The 3,684-nt window shown below is 63.7% G+C and carries 5 protein-coding genes; 1 reads left to right on the forward strand and 4 read right to left on the reverse strand.

The features are described from left to right. Positions 1-16 precede the first annotated feature (16 nt). Together MPJ51_RS01265 and MPJ51_RS01270 are read right to left on the reverse strand one after the other, a co-directional pair. Complete coding sequence (locus MPJ51_RS01265; RefSeq protein WP_298381170.1) at positions 17-682, reverse strand: alpha/beta fold hydrolase; 666 nt, start codon at positions 680-682, stop codon at positions 17-19. Beyond that, complete coding sequence (locus tag MPJ51_RS01270) at positions 679-1,311, reverse strand: DNA-3-methyladenine glycosylase 2 family protein (RefSeq protein ID WP_298381171.1); 633 nt, start codon at positions 1,309-1,311, stop codon at positions 679-681. Before MPJ51_RS01270 ends, MPJ51_RS01265 begins: the two co-directional genes overlap by 4 nt. Positions 1,312-1,408: 97 nt before the next feature. Here MPJ51_RS01270 and MPJ51_RS01275 point away from each other — a divergent pair, with 97 nt between their 5' ends. Beyond that, positions 1,409-2,635, forward strand: coding sequence for an MFS transporter (locus MPJ51_RS01275; protein WP_298381172.1), 1,227 nt, complete (start codon positions 1,409-1,411; stop codon positions 2,633-2,635). 3 nt (positions 2,636-2,638) lie between these two features. Here the strand turns inward: MPJ51_RS01275 and MPJ51_RS01280 are convergent, their stop codons facing one another. Further along, positions 2,639-3,421 carry a squalene/phytoene synthase family protein gene (locus MPJ51_RS01280; protein WP_298381173.1) on the reverse strand — a complete coding sequence of 261 codons (783 nt, stop codon included), beginning with the start codon at positions 3,419-3,421 and terminating at the stop codon, positions 2,639-2,641. Beyond that, positions 3,418-3,684, reverse strand: a 267-nt coding sequence (locus MPJ51_RS01285) for an alpha-isopropylmalate synthase regulatory domain-containing protein (RefSeq protein ID WP_298381174.1), incomplete at its 5' end; no start/stop codon positions are given. The genes MPJ51_RS01280 and MPJ51_RS01285, both read right to left, overlap by 4 nt.

Raw genomic sequence — 3,684 nt, forward strand, 5'->3', positions numbered from 1 at the left:
CGGACGGTGATCATGGTCAGAGGCTCAGCTTGTCGCGCATGAAGGCCAGCGCCACGCTCAGCCCATCGGGGGCGATGCCGTGCCCGGTGCCTTTCATGACATGAGCAAACACTTCCTTGAACCCCGCGCCCTGAAGCGCCTCGGCGGCTTCGGGCAGCGATTGCGGCGGCACCACGTCATCGGCGTCGCCATGTACCAGAAGGATAGGCATGCGGCTGACCACCTCATCGGCCAGCATATCCGGCTCTATCAGGCGACCCGAAAAGGCGACGATCCCGGCCACCGGGTCCTCGCGTCGCGGGGCGACATGCAGGCTCATCATCGTACCTTGGGAGAATCCGAACAGGACCACCTGCTCGGGCAGCACGTCCTCATCCACCATCAGCGCGTCGAGGAAGGCGTTGAAATCCTCAACCGCCATCTCCATGCCGCGCCGTGATTCCTCCTCGGACGAGCCGTCGATCCACGGGATCGGAAACCATTGATAGCCGTTCGGCAGGCCGGGGATCTGTTCCGGCGCATCGGGGGCCACAAACAGCGTACCGGGCAGGTGTTCACCCAGCACATCCGCCAGCCCCAGCAGATCGGCCCCGTTGGCCCCATAGCCATGCACGAACACCACGACCGAGCGCGTGTCGCCCGAAACCGGCTCTTTCCGGAGCGCATTCAAAACCCGTGTCATCTGATCCCTTCTCTGTCTTTGGCTACGCGGTAATAGGCCCACAACACCCGCGCCGCAACCGATCGCCAGGGCGACCAGGCCTCGGCCATCCGGCGCAGTTCTTTGTCGGTGGGGCGTTCGGGCAGGTCGTAGAGAATCCGCGCGGCCTCCTGCAAGGCCAGATCGCCCGGGGCAATGACATCGGCACGGCCCAGCGAGAACATGGCGTAAATCTCGGCAGTCCAGACACCGATGCCCGGCACCTCGGTCAGGGTTGCCACCACATCCGCATTAGAAACGTCACGTAGCGCCTTGTAATCAATACGTGCCTCGGCCAGCGCACGAGCATAGCGGATCTTCTGACGGCTGAGACCCACGGCCCGCAGATCGTCATCCGTCGCCCACATGATCTTGCGCGGGCCGGTCAGTTTCGCATCCCGCATCCTTTTCCAGATCGCATTGGCCGAAGCGACGCTGACCTGCTGGCTGACAATCGCGCTGAGCAACTCGGCAAAGCCATCAGGGCGACGGCGCAGCGGCAGCGGGCCGGTCTGTTCCATCGCATAAGCCATGCGCGGACAGGCCGAGGCCAGCCATTCGGCCCCCTCGGCCACGCAATCCGGTGTTTCGATGATGCGTCCGACTGTCATCTGTTCCCTGCCTCGTGATACAAGTCGCACGTTAGGCGCGTTTGTCGCATATGCAACCCGCTTGTGCGGCAGCGGTTTCACCGATACGCATGTGCCCATGACAACGACCCAAGCCATCCCGGACAACCGTCAGGCCAAACGCAATGTCGCCGTTCTGGTGGCGGCGCAGTCCATTCTGGGTGCGCAAATGCCGATGATCTTCATCGTCGGCGGGTTGGCGGGGCAATCGCTGGCCTCGAACCCCTGTCTGGCGACGCTGCCTATTTCGCTGATCGTTCTTGGCTCGATGCTGGCGGCCACGCCGATCTCGGCCATAATGCAGCGCTGGGGTCGTCGGGTCGGGTTTCTGGTGGGCGCAACCGCCGGGGCCCTTGGCGGGCTGATCGGGGCCTATGGTCTGTTTCTTGGATCATTCCCGGTCTTTCTGCTGGGCAGCCTACTGACCGGCATCTACATGAGCGCCCACGGCTTCTATCGCTTTGCCGCCGCAGACACGGCATCGGATGCATTCCGGCCCAAGGCGATTTCTTATGTGATGGCGGGCGGACTGGCGGCGGCGATCATCGGGCCGCAGATCGTCAAGCTGACCTCGACCGCTTATGTCATCCCGTTTCTGGGCACCTATATGGCGGTGATCGCGCTGAACGTTATCGGATCGGCGCTGTTCTTCTTCCTCGACATCCCGACGCCACCGAAACCGACCGAGAACGCCCCAAAGGGCCGTTCACGGTTGGAGCTGCTGAAAACCCCACGCATCGCCGTCGCGATCATCTGCGCCATGGTGTCTTATGCGCTGATGAATCTGGTGATGACCTCGACCCCGCTGGCCGTGGTCGGCTGCGGGTTCAGCGCCAATGACGCCGCCGATGTGGTGACCAGCCACGTGCTGGCCATGTATGTGCCCAGCTTCTTCACCGGCCACCTGATCGCTCGGTTTGGAGTGGAAAAGATCGTGGCCCTTGGATTGATGATCCTGGCCGGGGCGGGCGTGGTTGCGCTGCAAGGGGTCGAGCTGGGCAATTTCTTCGTCGCCCTGATCCTGCTGGGCATCGGCTGGAACTTTGGCTTTATCGGCGCGACCAGCATGCTGGCGGCCTCGCATGACGTGCATGAGCGTGGGCGGATGCAGGGGCTGAATGACCTGCTGGTCTTTGGCGGCGTGACGCTGGCCTCGCTGGCGTCCGGAGGGTTGATGAACTGCTCGGGCGGCTCGCCAGTCGAAGGCTGGACCGCAGTCAATCTGGCGATGATCCCGCTGCTGACATTGGCCGGAGGCGCCCTTCTGTGGCTGGTCCTGCGCCCATCCGAGGCCAGGGCGGCCTGATCGCTACCAGCGCCCTGTGCTGACCGTCCACATCAGCGACAACCTGCGCCGCAACTCGCCCTGCGCCAAATCGCCTGTCGCCACACGGCCCGGTTGCGCGATAACCCGCCGCAAAACCCATTCCGCCTGCCACCCGGCATAAAGCGCCGGGCGCGCGTTTGGCGTGATCTCGGCCCGTCTGTCGCGCGCCCGCGTCAAACGGTCCAGTCCTTTCTCGGCGAGCGCCCGCACCCCATCTGGCGTGCCATCCAGCAGAGGGATTCGCCCGCGCGCCTCAAGATCAGGGATCGCCCGGAACCAGTTCGCAATGCCCACGCCATAGCCGAAATCGCGCAGCACCTCGTCGTCGCCCGCGCCCAGAGATTGCGCCGCGACCACCATCAACGTGCCCGCGCTGTGGTTGATATAGGCGTCGAAGTGATCCTCTTCCTCGAACGGATCACGGTATATATCCCAACGCCTTACGGCGACATATTCATCCAGCATAGCCGCCAGATGCGAGGAGAGAACTCGGGACAGAGGTGTCACCACCTCATGCCGCCGAACGATGCCGCCCTCGGCAATCTCCTGCAACGCATCGCGCCACCATTGCAGACGCATCTCGGCGATCATCGCTTCTTGTGTCACCCAGGGCGCGCGCGCGACCTCGACATTCAGGGCATAGAGTGGAAACAGAACGGCACGCGCCGCGACCGGGGCGGACATGGCCGCCATGAACCGGTCCGGGTCCGCCCGGTGCACCAGCGCTGCGCAAGCCTTTACGTCTTCGTCAAACGCAACGCTCACTCGGCTGCCGCCTCTTGCGGGCCGCAATCGCGCACCAGTTTCCACTGGATCGCATCCAGCAGCGCCTCGAACGAGGCGTCAACTATGTTGGCGCTGACGCCGACAGTGGACCAGCGCCGCCCCTGCCCGTCCTCACTGTCGATGATGACACGGGTCACCGCCTCGGTGCCACCTTGCGTGATACGCACTTTGAAATCGACCAGATGCATGTCGTCGAGTATCCGCGAATACTGCCCCAGATCCTTGGCCAGCGCCTTGGCCAG

Source organism: Ruegeria sp. (assembly GCF_028066395.1).
Lineage (GTDB): Bacteria > Pseudomonadota > Alphaproteobacteria > Rhodobacterales > Rhodobacteraceae > Ruegeria.

Excerpts from the sequence above, each read along its gene's own strand:
- MPJ51_RS01265 (WP_298381170.1), bottom strand. The coding sequence starts at position 682 with ATGACACGGGTTTTGAATGCGCTCCGGAAAGAGCCGGTTTCGGGCGAC.
- MPJ51_RS01270 (WP_298381171.1), bottom strand. The coding sequence starts at position 1,311 with ATGACAGTCGGACGCATCATCGAAACACCGGATTGCGTGGCCGAGGGG.
- MPJ51_RS01275 (WP_298381172.1), top strand. The coding sequence starts at position 1,409 with ATGACAACGACCCAAGCCATCCCGGACAACCGTCAGGCCAAACGCAAT.